Source organism: Streptomyces sp. NPDC027962 (assembly GCF_055566095.1).
Genome location: NZ_JBVHTA010000043.1, coordinates 31316 through 53155 on the forward strand (window position 1 = coordinate 31316; position 21840 = coordinate 53155).

Below are 21840 nucleotides of genomic sequence, written 5' to 3' on the forward strand. Positions count from 1 at the left end.
GCGCGTGGCTCCGCCCAGTACGACGACCGTCCAGGACGACCACGTGGCCCTCGCCGAGATCGAGCTGTGCGGCGAGCTGATGATCGCCGCGTCCGCCGCGCGTGAGGAGCGCCTCAGCGCGGACCGTATCGACGAGGTGCTGATGGTGGCGGCTGAGCGCAGCTGCCACCAGTGACCGGGGATCGTCCGGGACCGAAAAGATCAAGCCACACGCCGCGTCCGCCGAGGCGCGGCGTGAGAGCGGATCGGCGCATTCGGCGAGGCATGCGCAGGCCGGGTCGGACGCTGCCCGGTTCGCTCGGAGCAGACCCGGGACCGGCTCGGCTCTGCGGGGCCGGCTCGTGAGCGGACCCGGGACCGGCCCGGCGTCAGGTGCGGAGCAGGCGCGCGATTGCCTTCGTCGCTTCTTCCACCTTGGCGTCGACCTCGTCGCCGCCCTTCACCGCGGCATCCGCGACGCAGTGCCGCAGGTGCTCCTCCAGCAGCTGGAGCGCGAACGACTGCAGGGCCTTGGTGGACGCCGAGACCTGCGTGAGTATGTCGATGCAGTACACGTCCTCGTCGACCATCCGCTGCAGCCCGCGGATCTGGCCCTCGATCCGCCGCAGCCGCTTGAGGTGCTCGTCCTTCTGCTTGTGGTACCCGTGCACGCCGCTGTCGTGGTCGGTCTCGTGGTCCGTGACCGGGGGGCCGGCCGCCTCGGTGGTCGTCATCGCGTCCTCCCGTTGTCCAGAAAGGGGCGTATACCCCTCGTGGGTATATGTTAACGAATCGTTCGGAATCCGACGGGGGCCCGTGCTGATCGCCTTGCGCGATGGGCGACACTGGGATACTGCCGGTTAGCCGTGGCCGGATGATGCACCTAGCATCAGCCTGACCGAATCCAAGCACCCCGAGGACCCCACGTGCGATTTCGTCTGACCCCCAGGGAGACGAGCTTCTACGACATGTTCTCCGCATCCGCGGACAACATCGTCACGGGCTCGAAGCTCCTGATGGAACTGCTCGGAGCGGAGTCCTCCGCCAGGGCCGAGATCGCGGAACGGATGCGGGCAGCCGAGCACGCCGGGGACGACGCTACCCACGCGATCTTCCACCAGCTGAACTCCTCGTTCATCACGCCTTTCGACCGCGAGGACATCTACAACCTCGCATCGTCGCTCGACGACATCATGGACTTCATGGAGGAGGCCGTCGACCTGGTCGTCCTCTACCAGATCGAGGAACTGCCCAAGGGTGTCGAGCAGCAGATCGAGGTCCTCGCGAGGGCGGCCGAGCTGACCGCGGAGGCCATGCCGCACCTGCGGACGATGGAAAACCTCACCGAGTACTGGATCGAGGTCAACCGGCTGGAGAACCAGGCGGACCAGATCCACCGCAAGCTTCTCGCCCACCTCTTCAACGGCAAGTACGACGCCATCGAGGTCCTCAAGCTCAAGCAGATCGTCGATGTGCTCGAGGAGGCCGCGGACGCGTTCGAGCACGTCGCGAACACGGTGGAGACCATCGCGGTCAAGGAGTCCTGAACCTCGTGGACACCTTTGCCCTGATCGTGACCATCGGGGTCGCGCTCTTCTTCACGTACACCAACGGCTTCCACGACTCCGCCAACGCGATCGCGACATCCGTCTCCACCCGGGCACTGACGCCGCGCGTGGCGCTGGCGATGGCCGCGGTGATGAACCTCGCGGGCGCCTTCCTCGGACAGGGCGTCGCCAAGACCGTCAGTGAAGGACTCATCGAGACGCCCGTCGGGGCGCGCGGAATGGGCATCCTCTTCGCCGCGCTGGTCGGAGCGATCGTCTGGAACCTGATCACCTGGTACTTCGGCCTGCCGTCGTCCTCGTCGCACGCGCTGTTCGGCGGCATGGTCGGCGCGGCGCTGGCCGGCGGGACCGAGGTGATCTGGACCGGTGTGCTCGAGAAGATCGTCATCCCGATGTTCGTCTCGCCCGTGGTCGGCATGGTGGTCGGCTATCTGGTGATGGTCGCGATCATGTGGATGTTCCGCAAGGCGAACCCGCACAAGGCGAAGCGCGGCTTCCGTATAGCGCAGACCGTCTCGGCGGCGGGCATGGCGCTCGGTCACGGTCTCCAGGACGCGCAGAAGACGATGGGCATCGTGGTGATGGCCCTGGTCATCGCCGATGTCGAGAACGCCGGCGACCCGATCCCGACGTGGGTCAAGATCGCGTGTGCGGTGATGCTGTCGCTGGGCACGTACGCGGGCGGCTGGCGCATCATGCGGACGCTGGGGCGCAAGATCATCGAGCTGGATCCGCCGCAGGGGTTCGCGGCGGAGACGACGGGCGCGTCGATCATGTTCGGCTCGGCGTTCCTCTTCCACGCGCCGATCTCGACGACGCATGTGATCACGTCGGCGATCATGGGTGTCGGCGCGACGAAGCGTGTGAACGCGGTGCGCTGGGGTGTCGCGAAGAACATCATCCTGGGGTGGTTCATCACGATGCCGGCGGCGGCGATGGTGGCGGCGGCCGGCTATGGCGTCGTGTACTTGATCTTCGGCTGACGGCTGACGGCTGACGGCTGGCGGGCGGCGCCTGCGGCGGGCGGTTTTCCCCACCCCGCCCCTTCCCGGAACCGGGGCAAGCCCCCTACTCCGTGTCGGGCCCGCGCGGTGTCCGTCGGTTCCCTGTGGCCTTGCGGCCGTTGAGGGGAGGCGTCTCCCCCGCTGTCCGCCGGGGTACCCGCCCCGGACGGGCCGGACCATCGCTGCCGGTGGCGACCCGAGCCACGCTGGGCGCGCCTCCTACGGCCGTCGGCACCGGCACGTCCCGCCTCGCCGGCGGGGCGGGCGAGTTCCGGCCTTGCCGGCGACTGAGGCGCAGAGTTCGGGGCGGGGCCCCGACGAGGGGGCATGCTGCAGCCTCGCCGGCGATCGAGGCGCAGGGGCGCGGGGGCGGGGGCCCGCACCGGGGGAACGGGTGGGCCCGCCCCCGGGAGAGGGGCGGGCCCGTCGTCTTGCGGGTGGCACCGCCATGCAGCACCCGCAGACGGATTATCCGAAGCGCCCCGAGATGTAGTCCTCGGTCGCCTGGACGGACGGGTTGGCGAAGATCCGCTCGGTGTCGTCGATCTCGATCAGCTTGCCGGGCTGGCCGACCGCCGAGAGGTTGAAGAAGGCCGTGCGGTCGGAGACGCGCGCCGCCTGCTGCATGTTGTGCGTCACGATGACGATCGTGAAGCGCTCCTTCAGCTCGCCGATCAGGTCCTCGATCGCCAGCGTCGAGATCGGGTCGAGCGCCGAGCAGGGCTCGTCCATCAGCAGCACGTCCGGCTCGACCGCGATCGCGCGGGCGATGCACAGACGCTGCTGCTGTCCGCCGGACAGGCCGGAGCCGGGCTTGTTCAGCCGGTCCTTGACCTCGTTCCAGAGGTTCGCGCCCTTCAGGGAGCGCTCGACGATCTCCGCCAGCTGGTTCTTCTTGTACGAGCCGTTCAGGCGCAGGCCCGCCGCCACGTTGTCGAAGATCGACATGGTGGGGAAGGGGTTCGGCCGCTGGAAGACCATGCCGACCGTGCGGCGCACGGCGACGGGGTCGACGTTCGAGGCGTACAGGTTCTCGTCGTCCAGGAGGACCTTGCCCTCGACGCGGCCGCCGGGGGTCACCTCGTGCATGCGGTTCAGCGTCCGCAGGAAGGTGGACTTGCCGCAGCCGGACGGGCCGATGAAGGCGGTCACGGAGCGGGGCTCCACGGTCATGGAGATGTCGTCGATCGCCTTGTGGGAGCCGTAGTAGGCCGTCAGGCCCGATACATCGATTCGCTTGGCCATGGTGGTTCTACTTTCCGGTCTTCGGGGCCTTCCAGCGGGCGATGCCGCGGGCCACCAGGTTGAGGATCATGACGAAGGCGATCAGGACCAGGGCGGCGCCCCAGGCGCGCGCGATCGAGGCGTCCGTGCCGACGGCGTACTGCTCGTACACGTACAGCGGCAGCGAGGACTGGGCGCCTTCGAAGGGGTTCGGGTTGATCAGCTTCGTGCCGAAAACGAGGAGCAGTACCGGAGCGGTCTCACCGGTGACACGCGCGACGGCGAGCATCACGCCGGTGGTGATACCACCGATCGCGGTGGGCAGAACCACCTTGAGGATGGTCCGCCACTTGGGTACGCCCAGGGCCAGCGAGGCCTCGCGCAGCTCGTTCGGGACCAGCTTCAGCATTTCCTCGGTGGAGCGGACGACCACCGGCATCATCAGGATGGCGAGGGCCATGCCGCCGGCGAAACCGGAGGGCCCGAAGCCCAGCATCAGGTTCCACGTGGCGAGGACGAACAGTCCCGCGACGATCGACGGGATGCCGGTCATGACGTCGACGAAGAAGGTGACGGCCCTGGCCAGTGTTCCGCGTCCGTACTCGACGAGGTAGATCGCGGTGAGCAGGCCGATGGGGGCCGCGATGACCGCGGCGATGAGGACCTGCTCGATCGTGCCGAGCAGGGCGTGGTAGATACCGCCGCCGGGCTGGGTGTCGAGGACGCCGTTCATGGAGTGGCCGATGAAGTAGCCGTCGACCACCTCCATGCCCTTGGTGATCGTGACCCAGCCCAGGGAGAACAGCGGCACGACGGCCAGGACGAAGCACACCCAGACGACGCTGGTGGCGACGCGGTCCTTGGCCTGGCGGGAGTTCTCGACCTTCGTGGTGATCACGTAGGTGGCGAGCACGAAGATCAGTGCGGCGATGATGCCCCACTGGACGCGGCTCTGCCAGCCGGCAGCCAGGCCGATGGCGCAGCCCGCGGCGATCGAGCCGACGGCGATGGCGGCCGGGGCCCAGCGCGGGAGGCGGGCGTGGGAGAGGGGGCCGGAGCGCACGGGGGTCGTCGGACGGTCCTTGACGAGCTGGCTCATGCGTTGGCCCCCGAGTACTCCTTGCGGCGGGCGATGATCGCGCGGGCCGCTCCGTTGACCAGCAGAGTGATCACGAACAGGACGAGACCGGAGGCGATCAGCGCGTCACGGCCGAATTCGTCCGCCTCGTTGAACTTCGCGGCGATGTTCTGCGCGAACGTGCCGCCGCCCGGGTCCAGCAGGTGCCCGGAGATGATGAAGCTCGGCGAGAGGACGACGGCGACGGCCATCGTCTCGCCCAGCGCACGCCCGAGGCCCAGCATCGAGGCGCTGATGATGCCGGAGCGGCCGAAGGGCAGCACCGACATGCGGATGACCTCCCAGCGGGTGGCGCCGAGCGCCAGGGCGGCCTCTTCGTGCATCTTCGGCACCTGGAGGAAGACCTCGCGGGTGACGTTGGTGATGATCGGCAGGATCATGATCGCGAGCAGGATGCCCACGGTGAACAGGTTGCGGGCGACGCCTTCGCTGGTCTTGTCGAAGATGTACGTCCAGCCGAGGTACTCGTTGAGCCAGCTGTTCAGGCCGTTGAGGTAGGGGACCAGGAAGATGGCGCCCCAGAGGCCGTAGATGATGCTGGGCACGGCGGCGAGCAGGTCGACGACGTAGGCGAGCGGGGCGGCGATCTTCCGCGGCGCGTAGTGCGAGATGAACAGCGCGATGCCGACCGCGACCGGGACGGCGATGACCATCGCGATGACCGAGCTCACGACCGTGCCGAAGGCGAGTACGGCGATGCCGAAGACCGGCGGGCTGCCGGCGGGGTTCCACTCGGAGGTGGTGAGGAAGTTCGCCCCGTCCTTCGAGATGGCGATGCTGGCGCGGTACGCGAGGAATCCCGCGATCGCGGCCATGATTACCAGAAGGGCTATGCCCGATCCCCGGGACAGGCCCAGGAAGATGCGGTCACCGGGGCGGGGTTTGCCGCGGGTGGCGCGCTCGTCGTGCGGCGCGCGGGGCGGTGGGGATGCGGTGGTTGTGGTATCCATCGGGGTCTCCGGTCTGCGGAGCCATCGGGCTCCAGGCGGCGGTGCACCGGATGCCGGGGCCGGTCCGCGGTGGCGGACCGGCCCCGGCCGGACATCAGGACAGGGTGGGGACGATTTCGCGGACCTTGGCCGCGATCTCGGCGGGCAGCGGCGCGTAGTCGGCATCGGCGAGGACCTTCTGGCCCTCCTCGCTGACGGCGTAGTTGAGGAACGCCTTCAGGGTCGGCAGGGTCTCCGCCTTGTTGCCCTTGTCGCAGGCGATCTCGTACGTCACGAGGATGATCGGGTAGGCGCCCTCGGCCTTGGTCTTGTAGTCGAGGGACAGGGCCAGGTCCTTGCCGGTGCCCTTGATCTTGGCGGCGGCGATGGCCTTGGAGGCGTTCTCGGTGGTCGCCTCGACCGGGGCGGCTGCGCCGGTGTCGAGCTTGACGGAGGGGATCGACTGCGAGGTCGCGTACGACAGCTCGAAGTAGCCGATGGAGCCCTGGGTCTGCTTCACCTGGGCGGCGACACCGGAGGAGCCGTTGGCGGCCTGGCCACCGGGGGCCAGCCACGACTTCGACTTGGGGTCGTGCTTCCAGTCGGCCGGGGCGGCCTCGCTCAGGTACTTGTGCAGGTTCTGCGTGGTGCCCGACTCGTCGGAGCGGTGGAACGCCTGGATGGCCGAGTCCGGCAGCTTCGCGTCCGGGTTGAGCTTGGCGATGGCCGGGTCGTTCCACTTCTTGATCTCCGAGTCGAAGATCTTCGCGAGGGTGGCGGCGTCGAGGACGAGGTTGTCCACGCCCTCCAGGTTGTAGCCGATCGCGACGGGGCCGCCGACCATCGGGAGGTTGATCCCCTGGCCGCTCTTGCAGATCTTCTTCGACTCCTCGACCTCTTCCGGCTTCAGCGCGGAGTCGGAGCCGGCGAACGCGACCTGGCCCTGGTTGAACTTGGTGATACCGCCACCGGAGCCGATGGCCTGGTAGTTGACCTCGACACCGGAACAGGCGGCCTGGAAGTTCTTCACCCACAGGTCCATGGCGTTCTTCTGCGCGGTCGAGCCGGCCGCGAGGATCTGGCCCTTGGCGTCGTCGCACTTGATGTTCGACGCGGCGTTGGTCTTGTCGCCGCTGTCAGGGCCGGTGGCCGCGTTGTCGTCCGAGCCACACGCCGTGAGGACCAGGGCGCCGGACAGGGCGAGGGCACCGAGCGCGGTGGCGCGAAGCCCGTTCTTGCGCTGAAGCTTCACTTTCGGGTGTTCCTTCCAGTGGCCGCCCGAGTTGGCGGCGTGCGTCGGGGTGGGGGGACCGACTCTGTGCCGGTCACCGCGTAAGGCCGAAATTAGGCAGATCAGATGAAGCGGCCGACGGGAGAGAGTGAACGCAAGGTGAACCGTGCCCGGCGACGCGGTGCTCGCCCGGACGTTCACCCCTTCGGCGTATCGGGGCTGCTGGAGAGGCATACGGCACGCTTCCGGAAGCTCACGCTGTGTGCAGCGCCTGCAGGAGCGCGTCGACGAGCGCACGGTCCCGCGGGTGGGTGAGCCGGTTGCGGGCGGCGGCGGGCGGCAGCCACACGATGTGGTCGACCTCCGCGCCTGCGGCGAAGGAACCCGAGGTCGCCTCCGCTGCCCAGTAGGTGACCTCCTTGGGCCGGCCGTTCGCGAGGTAGCGGGCCGTGGGGAGGCGGGCGCCGGGCACGCAGCGATGGCCGGTCTCCTCCCGGACCTCCCGCATTGCGGCGCCCAGGGCGTCCTCGCCCCGCTTCAGCTTGCCTTTCGGGTGCGACCAGTCGTCGTACTTGGGCCGGTGGACGAGACAGATCTCGATGCCGTCGTCCCCGTACGGGGAGCGGCGCCAGAGCACGCATCCCGCGGCGAGCACGGTGTCGCCGCCGTTCATGGCGCCGTGACCGCCGTCGTGGCGTGCCGCCACTCCTGCTGGAAGGCGAACCTGGCCGCCTCGACCTCGTGCCGCTGGTCGGCGTGCAGCACACCGAGGGCGTACGCGGTGGCCGGCGCGATCCGCGGGGTACGGGCCGCGGTGGCGGCCGCGGTGGCCGCCTCCGCGGCGTCACGATGCCGGTCGAGAACCTGGCCCGCGTGGAGAAGGACCGAGCTGCTGCCCGGGCGGAGCACCTCCAGTGCGTAGCAGTGCAGACGCAGGAGCCTGCGGACCTCGTGCCAGGGCGCGTCCTGTGCCTCACCGGCGGCCGCGGTGGCGAGCCCGTTGACCAGGGCCTCCGCGTTGTACGGATGGGCGGCCCGGCCCAGGGGCAGCCCGGCGACCGCCTCCAGCAGCCGCCGTTCGGCGGCCTCGGCGGGCAGCGCCAGCGTCTCCTCTGCGGGGCCGGCGGCGGCCGGGCCCAGCGGGAGGTCGGAGGCCAGTAAAGCGACGGCGTCGGCGACGGCGTGGAAACGGGAGGAGCCGAGTGCCTGGAGCGCGGCGGAGTGCGCGCGCGTCCGGGCCAGCGTGAGCTGCCGCTCCAGCAACGCCCCGGCCCGTGCGGCCCCGACGGCGAGCGCGCCGCCGCCTGTGGGCGTGCCGCTCCTGCCGCCCGTGCGGGCGGGCTCACGCTTGGTGCTGGTGCTGGTGCTGGTGCTGGTGCTGGTGCTGGTGCTGGTGCTGTCGGTGCTCGTGGGGTCGTCGGTGCTCGTGGGGCCGTCGGGGGTGCCGAGTGCCGGGGCGTCGTGCCTGGTCCGACCCCGATCCGCGATTCCGCGCCTGCTTGCGCCGGGGCTCTCGCCGCCTGGGGCGTCGGGCCGGGCACGGTTGCCCGGGGCGGGGCCGTCGATGACGGCGCTGACGCGGCCGGCGTTGGCCTCCCCGTCTGTGGCGCCGAGCGCCGACGCGTCCTCCGTGGCGCTCGGCGCGGCCGGGTAGCGCAGGGTGCCGCGTTCGCCAGGGCCGTTCCCCTCGCCGGCCGTGGCGGCGGGTGCCGGTGCGCTGTCCGCGGTGCTCGACCCGGTCGAGGTGTGCGCGGCCCCTTCCGGAGCAGCGGATCCCGTGGTGCTCGACACGGTTGCCGCCGATCCCGTGCCGGAGCCGGTCGTCCCGAGGGGGTCCGCCGACCGCGCGGAGCCGTTCAGCGGCAGGCTGTCGCCACGGGCGGACGGCAGCGGCGCGGCGCCCGACAGGCGGGACAGGGCGTCCAGCAGCCGGGAGAGGCAGGACGTGTACGCATGCTCCTGGGCCAGGGTCGTCGACAGCCATGCCAGTTCCGTGCGCAGGCCGTCCGCCCAGGCCGGGTCCAGCAGCGGGCGGAACGTGTGCAGCGTCCCGCTGATGCGGCGGGACGCGGCCCGCAGCGCGCGGGCCGACTCCGCCACCGCCGCCGTCTCCGCGCCGCTCTCGCCGTGCCGGCGCAGGCTGCGCAGGAAGTCGCCCGCCTGCGCGTGCAGATAGTGGGCCACCGCCTCGCCCGCAGTGCCCGCGAGAGCGGTGTCCGGCCGGGAAAGTTCAGGGCTGTGCACGCCGGCGCCTCCGGGCGTCTATGAGCATCTCCTGTACGTTCCGCAGCGGCTGGCCGTCGGAGTCCGTGGCATGCCGGGTCCAGGCGCCGTCCGGGCCGAGGCGCCAGGAGGACGTGGTGTCGGACATGCCGGTCTCCAGCAGCCTGGTGAGGGCCGCGCGGTGGGCCGGGTCGGTGACCCGTACCAGTGCCTCGATCCGGCGATCGAGGTTTCTGTGCATCATGTCGGCGCTGCCGAACCACACTTCGGGCTCGCCGCCGTTGCCGAAGGCGAAGATCCGGGAGTGCTCCAGGAAGCGGCCGAGGATCGAGCGGACGCGTATGTTCTCCGAGAGGCCGGCCACGCCGGGGCGCAGCGCGCAGATGCCGCGCACCCAGATGTCCACGGGCACGCCCGCCGTCGCGGCCCGGTAGCAGGCGTCGATGACCGCCTCGTCCACCATCGAGTTGACCTTGAAGCGGACGTAGGCGGGGCGTCCGGCCCGGTGGTGGGTGATCTCCTTGTTGATCCGGGAGATCAGCCCGTCGCGCAGCGACTTGGGCGCGACCAGCAGCCGCCGGTAGGTCTCGCGGCGGGAGTAGCCGGACAGCCGGTTGAACAGGTCGGACAGGTCCGCGCCGACCTGCGGGTCCGCGGTGAGCAGCCCGAGGTCCTCGTAGAGCCGGGCGGTCTTGGGGTGGTAGTTGCCCGTCCCGACGTGCGAGTAGCGCCGCAGCGTCTCGCCTTCCTGGCGGACGACCAGCGACAGCTTGCAGTGGGTCTTGAGGCCGACGAGCCCGTAGACGACGTGGCAGCCGGCCTCCTCCAGCTTGCGCGCCCACTTGATGTTGGCCTGCTCGTCGAAGCGGGCCTTGATCTCGACGAGGACGAGGACCTGCTTGCCCGACTCGGCGGCGTCGATCAGCGCGTCGACTATCGGGGAGTCGCCCGAGGTCCGGTACAGCGTCTGCTTGATCGCGAGGACGTCGGGGTCGCCGGCGGCCTGCTCGAGGAAGGCCTGGACGGACGTCGAGAAGGAGTCGTACGGGTGGTGCAGCAGCACGTCCCGTTCGCGCAGCGCCATGAAGATGTCGGGCGCGGACGCCGACTCGACCTCGGCCAGGTCACGGTGGGTGCCCGCGACGAACTTGCGGTACCGCAGCTCCGGCCGGTCCAGTGCCGAGATGCCGAACAGCCCGGTCAGGTCCAGCGGCCCGGGCAGCGGGTAGACCTCGGCGTCGGACACCTTCAGCTCGCGCACCAGCAGGTCGAGGACGTACGGGTCGATCGACTCCTCGACCTCCAGGCGTACCGGCGGGCCGAACCGGCGCCGCATGAGCTCCTTCTCCAGCGCCTGGAGCAGGTTCTCCGCGTCGTCCTCCTCGACCTCCAGGTCCTCGTTCCTGGTCACCCGGAACATGTGGTGCGCCAGCACCTCCATGCCCGGGAACAGCTCCTCGAGGTGTGCCGCGATCACGTCCTCCAACGGCACGTACCGCTGCGGCGAGGCCTCGAGGAAACGGGAGAGCAGCGGGGGGACCTTGACCCGGGCGAAGTGGCGGTGACCGCTGACAGGGTTGCGGACGACGACCGCGAGGTTGAGCGAGAGCCCCGAGATGTACGGGAAGGGGTGCGCGGGGTCCACGGCCAGCGGGGTCAGCACCGGGAAGATCTGCTGCCGGAAGAGCGTGAAGAGGCGGGCCTGCTCCTTCTCGGTGAGCTCGGGCCAGCGAATGAGGTGTATGCCCTCGTCGGCCAGGGCCGGGGCGACGTCCTGCTGGAAGCAGGCGGCGTGCCGGGCCATGAGCTCACGCGAACGGGTCCAGATCAGGTCGAGGACCTCGCGGGGCTGCAGACCGGAAGCCGAACGGGTGGCGACACCCGTCGCGATCCGGCGCTTGAGGCCGGCCACCCGGACCATGAAGAACTCGTCCAGGTTGGACGCGAAGATCGCGAGGAAGTTGGCGCGCTCGAGCAGCGGTGTGGCAGGGTCCTCCGCGAGCTCGAGGACCCGCTCGTTGAACGCGAGCCAGCTGCGCTCCCGGTCGAGGAACCGCCCCTGCGGGAGCTCGGTGCCCAGTACCGCCTCGAGGTCCTCCTCGTAGGAGTCGAGATCCGAGTCGATGTCGGGTTCGAGGTCGGAGACCGTGGCTGCGACGGTGTGCGGCCGGTGCGCGGCTATGGAAGCGACGGACGGCTGGGGGTGCTGGACCGGTACCTCGGCGGGCTGCTGGCTCATGAGCCCATTGTTCCGCGCGGACGGCGTCACCGGCGCGTCGGAAAGGGCGCGAGTGAGAGGTTTTCTCCCGTTGGGGGAGGCGGGCACAACGGGCTGCATTGAGTGAGGGTCGCAAGGGCGTCTGAATGCCCGGTAACAAGGACATGACGTGAGGGAAAGCGTGGCACGGCCCCCGGGGGTCGTTCCCGGGGGCCGTTCGTTCGTCCGGCCCCGGTCAGGAGGCGCGTCGGTCCGGTCAGGCGGCCCGGTCAGGCTTGACGGCGGCGGAAGATCCGGAAGGCCGTGTATGCAACGGAGGCGGTGAGCGCCAGGACGATGCCGGTCTCGACGAGCTGGAGCGGCCACAGGTGCGAGGAGGGATGGTACTCCCACCGCCTGCCGACGATTCGTGCTCGGTGTAGCAGGCCGCGTACTGCGGCGTAAAGCACACGCTGTCGCAGAGCCGCTCTCCCGACGCGGTCAGCGGGCCGCTGTCCAGGATGAACTCACCGGGTGCGAACTGCATGCTGTCCGGGTCGTCACTGATGGCGGGGCGGGCGCCCACAGGCGCTCCCACAGGGCGATCATGACAGCCATGACGGCCCCGGTCGCCAGACCCGCGACGGACATCGCGACCATGGCGCGGCGTACCAGCAGGCCGGTGAGTGCGCCGACGGCGACCGCGAGCAGGCAGTGGGCGGCCAGTGTCGGCCCGAGGGCGAAGAACACCTGCCGCTCCTGCCGGCCCAGCCTGTGGTCACCGACCGCTGGCCCCCCGTACCAGCGCGGTCGGCTGACGGCTCGTCGTGCGCGATTCGACGACGGTGTGGTCGGGCAGGCCTGCGATCGGCCCGGTGAGGAGGGTGTGGGCTGCGAGCAGGTCGTCCGTCTCTCCGGCGAGGCGTACACGGCCGTCGTCGACAAGGAGCACGTAGTCGCAGGTGGTCTCCAGCTCGGACAGGATGTGCGAGGAGATCACGATGGTGGTGCCGTGGTCGGCGGCCTGTGTCATCAGCGCGGCCATCAGCCGGGGCCGGGCGTGGGGGCACCTCCCATGCCCGGAGGGCCATGGGGGAGGGGCGAGATCGGCCATCGGCTCGTCCAGGGGGGCGGTGTCAACGGACGCCGCCCCCTGGCCTGTTGACCGGTCCGATCTGTCAGGTCTCCGTGCGGTACATCAGATCCACCTCGTGCGTGACGAAGCCCATCTGCTCGTACACCCGCAGCGCCGCCGGGTTGTCGGCGTCGACGTAGAGCATCGCGGTCGGCAGCCCCTGCGAGGCCAGGTAACGCAGGCCGGTCGCGGTGAGGGCCTTGCCGAGGCCGCCGCCCTGGGCGTCGGGACGGATCCCGAGGACGTACACCTCGCCGAGCTGCTCCTCCGCGTGCACCTTCGTCCAGTGGAAGCCGATGATCTCCCCGCCCCGTTCCGCCAGGAAGAAGCCCTTCGGGTCGAACCACGGCTCGGCCTTGCGGTCGTCCAGGTCCCGCTGGGCCAGCGAGCCCTGTTCGGGGTGGTGCGCGAAGGCGGCGGCGTTCACCGCGAGCCATGCGGCGTCGTCCCGGCCGGGAACGAAGGTGCGTACGGTGACTCCGGCCGGGTAGATGGGCTCGGCGATGCTCGTGAAGCTCAAGGGCCGCCGCAGCTGGCGCAGTTCGCGGAAGAGCGTCAGGCCGAGGACCTGGGCCATGTGCCGGGCGGCGGACTTGCCCCCGTGCGCCCACATGCGCAGCCGCTTGCCCGACGCGTCCAGCAGCGTCGTGCCCAGCGCCCGCCCGTGGCCCCGCCCGCGGTGGCTCGGGTGCACGACCAGTTCGGCCGCGGGGGCCTCCACGGGGTCGGTGTCCTCGAGCTGCGCGTAGCCGACGAGCTGGTCGCCGACCGTGAGCAGGAAGTGCCGCACGCCTTCCCGCCGTGCACCGCGCAACTGCAGCCGCCCCTGCTCGGAGACGGCCTGCATCCCGTCGGACCGTGCAGCCTCCGCGAGTACGCCGAGCACGGCCTCTGCCTGCTCGGGGGTCAGCTCGTCGAGGGACTGGATCTGCCGGCCGGGCTCCGGAATCACTGCGTCGATCGTCATGCTTCGAGGGTACGGCGGAGCCGCCACGGCTCACCGGTCCTGCGGCGCGGCGCCGAGTACGTCGTCGGCGATCAGGGTCAGGTACCTCGGCGCTGGGCATCAGGGCCCGGACCTGGTCGGGCAGTCCGGCGTAGGTGCCGGCGGCCATCGGTGCGTTGTGTCCCCGCAAAGGCGAACTCGACGAACACCCGGTTCCGGCTCTCCGCGATGAGATGCCGGGGGTGGTGCCGTCGCCCTCCTTGTCCCTGAGGAGGTCGTCGGCGACGGACACGTGGAAGCCCGGCTGCCCGAAGTGCCCGGGGTGGGCTGTGCGGGCCGTGACCTCGTCGTTCACGGCGCACGCACTTGCGGCGGCCACCTGTGCGGTGACGCTTCTGCGTATATGTGTCCGCCATACGGGTGATGGGCGGCATATCGCCCGTTGACGGAAGACGGCAACCAGGTCGTAACCCACATCCCCCTGTCGCGCTACGCGCGTTGACTCTAGGCTGCGGCAGCGGGAGGCACTCGGCGGATGCAGTCCGGGCGGCCTCCACCCTCACACCACGCTGGAACTGACAAGGGGACAGATGTCAGCGACACCTCACAACCATCGCGCGGCCCGGCGGAGCCGTCGCGTTCTCGCAGCCGCCGCCGGGCTCGCGACCGTCGGCGCGCTCGTCGCCGCGCTGCCAGCCGGAGCCGCCTCCGGCGACCGGCACGGTCACGGCCACCACAAGCCGCGCACCGTCGATGTGCAGCTGCTCTCCTTCAACGACCTGCACGGCAACCTGGAGCCGCCGGCCGGCTCGGCCGGCAACGTCTCCGAGATCCAGCCCGACGGCACGGTCAAGTCGATCCCGGCCGGTGGCGTCGAGTACCTGGCGACCTCGCTGCGCGAGGCGCGCAAGGGCAACCGGTACTCGGTCACCGCAGCGGCCGGCGACATGGTGGGCGCGAGCCCGCTGGTGTCCGGGCTGTTCCACGACGAGCCGACGATCGAGGCGCTGAACAAGCTGGACCTCGACGTGACGGGCGTGGGCAACCACGAGTTCGACGAGGGCGCGGCCGAACTGGCCCGTCTGCAGAACGGCGGCTGCCACCCGACCGACGGCTGCTCCGAGGAGGGCAAGGAGTTCGAAGGCGCGGACTTCCCCTACCTCGCGGCCAATGTCACCAAGGAGTCGACGGGCAAGCCGATCCTGAAGCCGTACACCGTCTGGAAGAAGAACGGCGTCAAGATCGGCTTCATCGGTGTGACCCTCGAGGGCACGCCCGACATCGTCAGCGCGGGCGGCATCAAGGGCCTCAAGTTCCACGACGAGGTCGAGACGATCAACAAGTACGCCCGTGAGCTCGACCGCAAGGGCGTGAAGTCGATCGTCGCGCTGATCCACGAGGGCGGTTCGCCGGCGTCGACGTCGTACAACTACGACTGCGACTCGCCGGGTGCGGGCGACGGTATCTCCGGCCCCATCGCCGCCATCGCCAAGGGCATCACGCCGAAGGTCGACGCGCTCGTCACCGGCCACACCCACCAGGCGTACGTGTGCACCATCCCGGACCCGTCCGGCAAGCCGCGCATGGTGACCTCCGCGTCCTCGTACGGCAAGCTCTACACGGACACCACGCTCACCTACGACCGCCGCACCAAGGACATCGTGCGTACGGCGGTCAGGTCGGCCAACCACGTCGTCAGCCGTGACCAGCCCAAGGCGCAGGACATGACCGACCTGATCACGCGCTGGAACGAGCTGGCCGAGCCGATCGCGAACCGTCCGCAGGGCTTCATCTCCGCGGACATCAACGGCCGTGGCGCCACCACCCCGGAGAAGCCGCTCGGCGACCTCATCGCGGACGCGCAGCTCGCGGGCCTCGCTCCGGCCGACAAGGGCGGTGCGCAGCTGGCGCTGATGAACCCGGGCGGCATTCGCTCGGACCTGGTCTTCAAGGCATCGGGCAGCGAGGGCGACGGTGTGGTGACGTACGGCGAGGCCTACACGGTCCAGCCGTTCACCAACATGATGAACGTCGTCGACCTGACCGGCGCTCAGCTGATCACCGCGCTCCAGCAGCAGGTCAGCGGTGCGAACGAGGCGTCGCCGAAGATCCTTCAGGTGTCCGAGGGCTTCACCTACACCCTGGACCTGACGAAGACCGGTGCCGAGCGGATCGTCGTGGACTCGGTGAAGCTGAACGGTGAGGCGATCGACCCGTCGAAGAGCTATCGGGTCGCGATGAACGAGTTCCTGGCGGGCGGCGGTGACAGCTTCTCGGTCCTGAAGGAGCACACCAACAAGCTGGTCGGCGCCTCCGACCTGGACGTCTTCAACGCCTACCTGGCGGCGAACTCCTCGGCCACCGCGCCGATCACGCCTCCGGCGGCCGACCGGATCACGGTCGTCCAGTAGGTACGTGAAACGGTGGGGCGGCGGGCCGACGGCCTGCCGCCCCACCGGCGTTACCGGCGGGTACCGACGTCTGGTGAACTTGACGCGGACGCGACATACTCCGCTGCCATGGACCGACGGAGATTCCTCACGGGTGCCGCGGCTCTGACCGCGACCGCTCTCATCGGCGCCCCCCACGCCACCGCCGCACCGCGCCGCACCCCCCTGTCCGCACAGGACTGGATGGCCGGTGCCGCCGACTCCACCCCCCTGCAACGGCTGACGATTCCCGGCGCCCACGACTCGGGCGCCCGCTTCGGCGGACCGTGGAGCGAGTGCCAGAACACGACCATCGCCCAGCAGCTCGCCAGTGGGATCCGCTTCCTCGACATACGGTGCCGGGTCACCGGCGGCTCGTTCGCCATCCACCACGGCCCGTCCTACCAGAACATGATGTTCGGCGATGTCCTCGTCGCCTGCTGGGAGTTCCTCGCCGCGCACCCCTCGGAGACCGTGCTCATGCGGGTCAAGCAGGAGTACTCGCAGGACGGCGACGCCACCTTCCGCGCGATCTTCGACGACTACCTCGACAACCGCGGCTGGCGGCCGCTGTTCCGGATCGGCGACGGCATCCCCGCGCTGGGCGAGGCGCGCGGCCGGGTCGTGCTCCTCGGCGACAACGGCGGTCTGCCCGGCGTCCGTTACGCGGACGGGGAGCTGTTCGACATCCAGGACGACTGGAACGCCATGCCGAACCCCAAGTACTCGAAGATCGAGGCGCACTTCCGCAAGGCCGTCCAGCAGCCGGGCAAGCTGTTCATCAACTACGTCAGCACGTCGGCGTATCTGCCGCCCCGCTGGAACTCCGACAACCTCAACCCGCGCGTCCACTCCTTCATCGACGGTTCCGAGGCGAGCGGCTGGCGCGGGCTGGGCATCGTCGCGATGGACTATCCCAACACCCGCGCCGGCCTCGTCGACTCGCTCGTCCGCCACAACGGCTGAGCGGGCTCCGGAGCCGGCCTACAGGTCGTCGCAGATCCCGCGTGCGGTGGCCATGTCCTTCTTCGCCCGCGCGTCGAACTCGAAGACCTGCATATGGCGGTCGGCCGCCCGGCGCAGGGCGTCCGCGAGCGGCTTGTGCGCCGGGTCGCCCGCGGCCGCCGCGGCGGACAGCGTCACGGCTCCGTTCCAGCGGTTCAGTGCCACCATCCCCTCGTCGCCCTTGGCCGCGTACTTCGACTCGTCGAAGCCGGCCAGGGCGTCGCACGCCCCGCGGGCGTCGTCCGCGGGGCCCGTCGCCGACGTGCCGCCGCTCAGCGCCCAGGCCGCGCCCACGCCCCCGCCGCCGATCAACAGCCCGACGGCCAGCGCGGCCACCAGGAGACCGGTGCGGCGCGGCGGCACAGACGGCGGCGGCGTGAACGGGGCGGCGTACGGCGGCTGTGGTTGCATGGCCTCGACCGTACCGGGGCGGCCACCGGGCGACAGGAGCGGGTCACGGCTGGGGAGTTGCCGCGCCGCAGCCGGGTGTTCGGGGTGTCAGGAGCTGCTCACCGGCGGGGGGGTCGCCGCGCCCGGCAGCCGGATCGCCGCGCGGGTGCCGCCGCCCGGCGCCGGAGCCAGCACGATGCTGCCGCCGGCCTGCTGGACCGTACGGGCCACGATCGACAGCCCGAGACCCGAGCCCGGCAGCGACCGGGCGGAGGGCGAACGCCAGAACCGCTCGAAGACGTGCGGCAGCTCCTCCGCCGGGATGCCGGGCCCGTGGTCCCTGATGGTCAGCTCGCCGTTCCGCAGGCCCACCTCGATCCGGCCGCCCGGCGGGGAGAACTTGACCGCGTTGTCCAGGACGTTGACCAGCGCCCGCTCGAGCGCGGCCTCGTCGCCCCGCACGTACCAGGGCGCGAGATCCGTGGCGAACTCCAGCTCGGGCCCGCGCAGCCGGGCCCGGTCGAGCGCGCTCTGCACGATCTCGTGCAGCGCCACCACCTGCACCCGTGTGCCCGCGGCGGCGTCCGGACGGGACAGTTCCTGCAGATCGCCGATGAGTGCGGCCAGCTCCGTCATCTGCGCCTTCACGGAGGCGAGCAGTGCCCTGCGGTCGTCCGGCGGGATCGCCCGGCCGGTCTCCTCGCTCCGGTCGAGCAGCTCGATGTTCGTGCGCAGCGAGGTCAGCGGCGTGCGCAGCTCGTGACCCGCGTCGGCGATCAGCTGCTGCTGGAGGTCGCGCGAGGACGCCAGCGCGGCGGTCATCGCGTTGAACGAGCGCGACAGCCGGGCGATCTCGTCCTCGCCGTCGACGGGGATGCGTACGCTCAGGTCCTCGGTGCGGGCCACGTGCTCGACCGCGCCGGTCAGTTCGTCGACCGGCCGCAGACCGGCCCGGGCTACCCAGGCCCCCGCCGCGCCCGCACCGAGCACACCGGCGCCGGCGACCAGGGCGAGCACCAGCGTCAGATCGCCGAGGGTGTCGTCGACCTCGCTGAGGGGGCGGGCGACGATCACCGCACCCGCATAGCCCTCGATCGGATATGTGAAGACGCGGTACTCGTCGCCGTCGGAGGCGGTCGCGTTGTGGAAGGAGGACTCCGACCGGCCGTCGGCGACCTCGAGGTCGGCCTCCGTGACCTCGACCGACTCCTCGCCGAGGACGACGCAGCTGTTCCCCTCGCGGTCCAGCAACTGGATGGTCGACTTGAAAGGGTTCGTGTCCGGCCCGACCGGCTTGGCCCTGCGGCACTGGCCGGAGGGGTCGACGAAGACGAGCGCCTGCCGCGGTGTCATCCGGTTGGTGCTCAGGGCGTTGTCCAGCGAGTCGACCAGCGCGCCGCGCACCACCAGCCAGCACACGCTCGCCGCCGCCGCGACGGCGATCGCCACCGCCGTCGCCACCAGCAGTGCCAGCCGGGAGCGCAGGGGCAGGGCGCGGAACCTGTTCGTCACTCCGCGCCGCCGGTGCGCAGCGCGTACCCGACGCCGCGGACCGTGTGGACCAGACGCGGCTCGCCGGCCGCCTCCGTCTTGCGCCGCAGGTACATGACGTACACGTCGAGGGAGTTGGAGCTCGGCTCGAAGTCGAACCCCCAGACGGACTTGAGGATCTGCTCCCGGGTGAGCACCTGCCGCGGATGCGCCAGGAACAGCTCCAGCAGCGTGAACTCGGTACGGGTCAGCTCGACGCGGCGGGTGCCGCGGGTGACCTCGCGGGTCGCCAGATCCATCCGCAGGTCGGCGAAGGACAGGACGTCGTCGGCGGCATCCACGCCGGCGCCGGTCGCGTACGAGCTGCGCCGCAGCAGCGCGCGGATCCGGGCGAACAGCTCGTCCAGCTCGAACGGCTTCACCAGGTAGTCGTCCGCGCCCGCGTCGAGCCCGGTGACCCGGTCGCCGACGGTGTCGCGCGCCGTCAGCATCAGGATCGGCACCCTGGAACCGGCGGCCCGCAGCCGGCGGGCGGCGGTCAGGCCGTCCATCCGGGGCATCTGGATGTCGAGCACGATCAGGTCGGGCGTGTACGCCTCCGCCCGGGCGAGGGCGTCGACACCGTCGACTGCGACCTCGGTGCCGTATCCCTCGAACGCGAGGGAACGCTGGAGCGCCTCGCGCACGGCGGGCTCGTCGTCGACGATCAGGATGCGCTCGCCTTCAGTCATGGACCCAGCCTCGCACGCGATCAGTCGCCGTCGCCCGAGCGCAGGCCGTCCAGGTCGGCCTTCACGGTGTCGACGGGGATCGCGAAGCCGAGGCCGACGCTGCCCGCGGTGGAGCCGGTCGCCGAACTGGGTGAGTACATGGCCGAGTTGATGCCGATGATCTCGCCGTTCATGTTGATCAGCGCGCCGCCGGAGTTGCCCGGGTTGAGGGAGGCGTCGGTCTGGATGGCCTTGTAGGTGGTGGTCGAGTCGCCGGTGTCGCCGTTGAACTGCTCCCCGCCGAACTCGAAGGGCCAGTTCTCCCGGCGATCCGGCTGCTGCCGGCGGCCCTCGTCCCTGGCCACGGTGACGTCCCTGTCCAAGGCGGACACGATGCCGCTGGTCACCGTGCCGGTCAGGCCCTCCGGGGAACCGATCGCGACGACCTCGTCGCCGACCTTGACGTCGCTCGAGTCACCGAGCGCGGCGGCCTTCAGTCCGGACGCGCCCTTGAGCTTGATGAGGGCGAGATCCTTGTCGGGGTCGGTGCCGAGGACATCCGCCTCGTAGGCCTTCCCGTCGCTGAGCCGGACCTTGATCACCGAAGCGCCGGAGATGACGTGGTTGTTGGTGACGATCTCGCCGTCCGAGGTGATGATCACGCCGGAACCGGTGGACCGGCCGGCGCCGGACGTGGCGCTGATCTCGACGATGCTCGGCGACACGGCCTGCGCGACGCCGGCGACGGTGCCCTTGCTGCTCTGCGAGACGTTGGTGCCGGCGACCGAGCCGGAGCCGCCGCTGCCCGCGTCGCCGGTGAGCTCCCCGACGAGCGCGGAGGCGCCGCCCCCGATGGCCGCGGCGACGATGGCGACGGCGGCGATCAGCGCGACGGGCCGCTTGGCCCTCGCCTTCGGCTGGGGGACGGGGTGGTGGGCCGCGGGCGGCGGGTAGCCGCCGCCCGCCGACGGGGTGCCGTACGGCTGCCGGGTGTACCGGTGCTGGTACTGGGGGTGCTGGTGGCGATCGTCGGTGTCGTAGCCGCTGCGTCGGTAGTGGTCCGTCATGGGGACGACTGTCGGCGACGCAGATGAGAGCAGTCTGAGGCGGCGCTGAGAAGCCCGACAGAACGGTGTATGCCCCATATAAGCGCGGGCGTCCTGGGGCTCGGCCCCCGGAGTCGCGCGCCGCCCCCGCTACCCTCCGCAGCCGCACGAGCGGCGGACCACGAGCCCCGAGGGGAACAGCTTCACCCGCTCACGGCGCGACCCCGCCACCCGCAGACCGTCGTCGAGGACCAGATCCACCGCCGCCCTGGCCATCGCCGGACGGTCCGAGGAGATCGTTGTCAGCGGCGGGTCCGTCAGTGCCGCTTCCTTCACGTCGTCGAAGCCCGCCACCGCCAGCTCGCCCGGCACGTCTATCCGCAGCTCCCGCGCCGCCCGCAGCACACCGAAAGCCTGGTCGTCCGTGGAGCAGAAGATCGCCGGCGGCCGGTCCGGCCCGGCGAGCAGCTTCAGGGCGACCTGGTACGCGTCGTAGCGGTTGTACGGCGCCTCGAAGAGACGGCCCTCGGTCGACCGGCCGGATTCGAGCATCGCCCGGCGCCAGCCCTCGACGTGGTCCGCCACCGGGTCGCCGACCGCGGGGGTCGACTCGACGCCGCCGAGGCAGGCGACGTACTCGTGCCCGTGCTCCAGCAGGTGCCGCGTGGCGAGCTGCGCGCCGCCGATGTCGTCGGTGACGACGGCGACGTCGTCGATCGCCTCGGGGCGCTCGTGGAGCAGGACGACCCGTGCGTCCCACGCCTCGATCTCCGCCGCGGCCCGCTCGCTGGGCCCCTGGCTGACCAGGATCAGCCCGGAGACCCGCATTCCGAGGAAGGCCCGCAGATAGTGGACCTCGCGCTCGTTGCGGTAGTCGGAATTGCCGACGAGGACCATTTTCCCGCGCTCGGCCGCGGCCTGTTCGACCGCGTGTGCCATTTCCGCGAAGAACGGCTGCCGGGCGTCCGGAACGATCATGCCTATGAGGTCGGTGCGCCGGGACGCCATCGCCTGGGCAACCCGGTCGGGCCGGTACCCCAGCTCCTTGATGGCTGCGAGTACCCGCTCGCGCGTGGCCGGGGCGACCGGCCGGGGTCCGTTGTTGATGACGTAGCTGACGACCGCGGTCGAAGTCCCCGCCAGTCTTGCCACATCGTCCCGCGTCACCTTGGCCACGCGCGAAGTCTACGCGGGG

20 protein-coding genes and 2 pseudogenes are annotated in these 21840 nt (G+C 70.6%); 5 read left to right on the forward strand and 17 right to left on the reverse strand.

The genetic code is table 11. The features are described from left to right. The first annotated feature begins 4 nt into the window (after positions 1–4). Positions 5–175, forward strand: a complete 171-nt coding sequence (locus ACZ4SA_RS30145; RefSeq protein ID WP_468280877.1) for a hypothetical protein — start codon at positions 5–7, stop codon at positions 173–175. A gap of 193 nt (positions 176–368) precedes the next feature. On the opposite strand, the gene ACZ4SA_RS30150 is transcribed toward ACZ4SA_RS30145, so the two are convergent. Then, on the reverse strand, positions 369–713 hold the full coding sequence (locus tag ACZ4SA_RS30150; protein WP_468280801.1) for a metal-sensitive transcriptional regulator: 345 nt from the start codon (positions 711–713) through the stop codon (positions 369–371). A 192-nt stretch (positions 714–905) separates the two neighbouring features. Between ACZ4SA_RS30150 and ACZ4SA_RS30155 the strand changes: the two genes are divergently transcribed. Next, complete coding sequence (locus ACZ4SA_RS30155) at positions 906–1526, forward strand: DUF47 domain-containing protein (protein ID WP_468280803.1); 621 nt, start codon at positions 906–908, stop codon at positions 1524–1526. A gap of 5 nt (positions 1527–1531) precedes the next feature. Then, the gene (locus tag ACZ4SA_RS30160) at positions 1532–2530 is read left to right on the forward strand and encodes an inorganic phosphate transporter (RefSeq protein ID WP_468280805.1); all 999 of its coding nucleotides are present in this window, start codon (positions 1532–1534) and stop codon (positions 2528–2530) included. A gap of 489 nt (positions 2531–3019) precedes the next feature. Here ACZ4SA_RS30160 and pstB read toward each other — a convergent pair whose 3' ends face one another. The 11 genes and pseudogenes from pstB to mshD all read right to left on the reverse strand — a co-directional run bounded on the left by pstB (position 3020) and on the right by mshD (position 13595). Next, on the reverse strand, positions 3020–3796 hold the full coding sequence (gene pstB / locus ACZ4SA_RS30165) for a phosphate ABC transporter ATP-binding protein PstB (protein ID WP_468280807.1): 777 nt from the start codon (positions 3794–3796) through the stop codon (positions 3020–3022). A 7-nt stretch (positions 3797–3803) separates the two neighbouring features. After that, entirely contained in the window at positions 3804–4874 is a 1071-nt protein-coding gene (pstA, locus tag ACZ4SA_RS30170; RefSeq protein ID WP_468280809.1) for a phosphate ABC transporter permease PstA, read from the reverse strand. Next, positions 4871–5863 (reverse strand): phosphate ABC transporter permease subunit PstC, encoded by a 993-nt coding sequence (gene pstC / locus ACZ4SA_RS30175; RefSeq protein WP_468280811.1) that lies wholly within the window; start codon positions 5861–5863, stop codon positions 4871–4873. Before pstC ends, pstA begins: the two co-directional genes overlap by 4 nt. Before the next feature lie 94 nt (positions 5864–5957). Continuing rightward, entirely contained in the window at positions 5958–7094 is a 1137-nt protein-coding gene (pstS, locus tag ACZ4SA_RS30180; protein ID WP_468280813.1) for a phosphate ABC transporter substrate-binding protein PstS, read from the reverse strand. Positions 7095–7326: 232 nt separating this feature from the next. Beyond that, entirely contained in the window at positions 7327–7746 is a 420-nt protein-coding gene (locus tag ACZ4SA_RS30185) for an NUDIX hydrolase (RefSeq protein ID WP_468280815.1), read from the reverse strand. Continuing rightward, positions 7743–8732, reverse strand: coding sequence for a CHAD domain-containing protein (locus tag ACZ4SA_RS30190; protein WP_468280871.1), 990 nt, complete (start codon positions 8730–8732; stop codon positions 7743–7745). The genes ACZ4SA_RS30185 and ACZ4SA_RS30190 overlap by 4 nt, the downstream gene beginning before the upstream one ends. Positions 8733–8981: 249 nt before the next feature. Then, positions 8982–9317: pseudogene (locus ACZ4SA_RS30195) on the reverse strand (CHAD domain-containing protein); the annotation flags it as partial. Then, complete coding sequence (locus tag ACZ4SA_RS30200) at positions 9304–11535, reverse strand: RNA degradosome polyphosphate kinase (RefSeq protein WP_468280817.1); 2232 nt, start codon at positions 11533–11535, stop codon at positions 9304–9306. The pseudogene ACZ4SA_RS30195 and the gene ACZ4SA_RS30200, both read right to left, overlap by 14 nt. Positions 11536–11994: 459 nt before the next feature. Next, positions 11995–12243 (reverse strand): hypothetical protein, encoded by a 249-nt coding sequence (locus tag ACZ4SA_RS30205; RefSeq protein WP_468280819.1) that lies wholly within the window; start codon positions 12241–12243, stop codon positions 11995–11997. Positions 12244–12289: 46 nt separating this feature from the next. Then, a pseudogene (locus ACZ4SA_RS30210) lies at positions 12290–12619 on the reverse strand (ABC transporter ATP-binding protein); the annotation flags it as partial. A gap of 52 nt (positions 12620–12671) precedes the next feature. Next, a complete protein-coding gene (gene mshD, locus ACZ4SA_RS30215) occupies positions 12672–13595 on the reverse strand; it encodes a mycothiol synthase (RefSeq protein WP_468280821.1) in 924 nt (307 codons plus the stop codon). A gap of 569 nt (positions 13596–14164) precedes the next feature. Here mshD and ACZ4SA_RS30220 point away from each other — a divergent pair. Then, positions 14165–15985, forward strand: a complete 1821-nt coding sequence (locus tag ACZ4SA_RS30220) for a bifunctional metallophosphatase/5'-nucleotidase (protein WP_468280823.1) — start codon at positions 14165–14167, stop codon at positions 15983–15985. Between the two features lie 108 nt (positions 15986–16093). Then, positions 16094–16969: a phosphatidylinositol-specific phospholipase C gene (locus ACZ4SA_RS30225; RefSeq protein ID WP_468280825.1), complete on the forward strand. Its 876-nt coding sequence runs from the start codon at positions 16094–16096 to the stop codon at positions 16967–16969. 18 nt (positions 16970–16987) lie between these two features. Here the strand turns inward: ACZ4SA_RS30225 and ACZ4SA_RS30230 are convergent, their stop codons facing one another. The 5 genes from ACZ4SA_RS30230 to ACZ4SA_RS30250 form a co-directional block, all read right to left on the reverse strand. Then, on the reverse strand, positions 16988–17419 hold the full coding sequence (locus ACZ4SA_RS30230; protein ID WP_468280826.1) for a hypothetical protein: 432 nt from the start codon (positions 17417–17419) through the stop codon (positions 16988–16990). Positions 17420–17506: 87 nt separating this feature from the next. After that, entirely contained in the window at positions 17507–18910 is a 1404-nt protein-coding gene (locus ACZ4SA_RS30235) for a sensor histidine kinase (RefSeq protein WP_468280828.1), read from the reverse strand. Beyond that, complete coding sequence (locus ACZ4SA_RS30240) at positions 18907–19620, reverse strand: response regulator transcription factor (RefSeq protein WP_468280830.1); 714 nt, start codon at positions 19618–19620, stop codon at positions 18907–18909. The genes ACZ4SA_RS30235 and ACZ4SA_RS30240 overlap by 4 nt, the downstream gene beginning before the upstream one ends. 20 nt (positions 19621–19640) lie before the next feature. Continuing rightward, a complete protein-coding gene (locus ACZ4SA_RS30245; RefSeq protein WP_468280832.1) occupies positions 19641–20666 on the reverse strand; it encodes a S1C family serine protease in 1026 nt (341 codons plus the stop codon). Between the two features lie 129 nt (positions 20667–20795). Next, complete coding sequence (locus ACZ4SA_RS30250) at positions 20796–21821, reverse strand: LacI family DNA-binding transcriptional regulator (protein ID WP_468280834.1); 1026 nt, start codon at positions 21819–21821, stop codon at positions 20796–20798. Positions 21822–21840 lie beyond the last annotated feature (19 nt).